Annotated in this window: 1 protein-coding gene; it reads right to left on the bottom strand. The window is 62.2% G+C overall.

Features of this window, described 5'->3' with window-relative positions:
• Window positions 1–225, bottom strand: a 225-nt coding sequence (locus tag WFN87_RS24085; protein ID WP_336983988.1) for a hypothetical protein, incomplete at both ends; no start/stop codon positions are given.

Genomic DNA, 225 nt, shown 5'->3' with positions numbered 1-225 from the left:
ACCCCGGCCTGACGCTCTTCCCCCGTCTTCTGCACGGCCACGCCGACCGTCGCCAGCGGATGCAACAGGTAATTGACGCTGGCCCCGGCCGCAAATTCACCGTTATCTTCACTCTTGTCACTGTTCCACAGCGTCTGCTGCTGCCCGGCGAACACGTTATAGCGCAGGCGCTGGCCCGGCGTTCGCCAGCGGGTGGGTTTATTAATCGTTTCAGTGACCCTGCTG

Source organism: Cedecea sp. AS113 (assembly GCF_037152415.1).
GTDB lineage: Bacteria > Pseudomonadota > Gammaproteobacteria > Enterobacterales > Enterobacteriaceae > Cedecea.
The sequence above is the reverse complement of the archived record's forward strand: the minus strand, read 5'-3'. Positions and strand labels throughout refer to the sequence as shown.